The organism is Paenibacillus profundus, assembly GCF_021369635.1.
In the GTDB taxonomy this organism is placed as follows: Bacteria; Bacillota; Bacilli; order Paenibacillales; family Paenibacillaceae; genus Paenibacillus_B; species Paenibacillus_B profundus.
Genome location: NZ_JAJNBZ010000101.1, coordinates 1 through 593 on the forward strand (window position 1 = coordinate 1; position 593 = coordinate 593).

General features: G+C 50.6%; 1 rRNA gene. It reads left to right on the plus strand.

Going from position 1 to position 593, the window contains the following annotated elements:
- Positions 1-405, plus strand: a 16S ribosomal RNA gene (locus tag LQV63_RS31245); the annotation flags it as partial.
- Positions 406-593 lie beyond the last annotated feature (188 nt).

Consider the following 593-nt stretch of genomic DNA (forward strand, 5'->3'; position numbering starts at 1 on the left):
AGTTGGGCACTCTAGAGTGACTGCCGGTGACAAACCGGAGGAAGGTGGGGATGACGTCAAATCATCATGCCCCTTATGACCTGGGCTACACACGTACTACAATGGCTGGTACAACGGGAAGCGAAGCCGCGAGGTGAAGCCAATCCTAAAAAGCCAGTCTCAGTTCGGATTGCAGGCTGCAACTCGCCTGCATGAAGTCGGAATTGCTAGTAATCGCGGATCAGCATGCCGCGGTGAATACGTTCCCGGGTCTTGTACACACCGCCCGTCACACCACGAGAGTTTACAACACCCGAAGTCGGTGAGGTAACCGCAAGGAGCCAGCCGCCGAAGGTGGGGTAGATGATTGGGGTGAAGTCGTAACAAGGTAGCCGTATCGGAAGGTGCGGCTGGATCACCTCCTTTCTAAGGATTACGTCTCCTGCGACGGAGACATACAGGAAGCATGGCTTCCACCACACAAACGTTTTCACTCGTTTTCAGTTTTGAAAGAGGAATCTCTTTCTAACTTGTACCTTGAAAACTGAATCGCGAAAGTAGTAAAGTGTCTTAGAATCATCCTTATGTTGATATAAAGCTCAGCAATGAGCAAA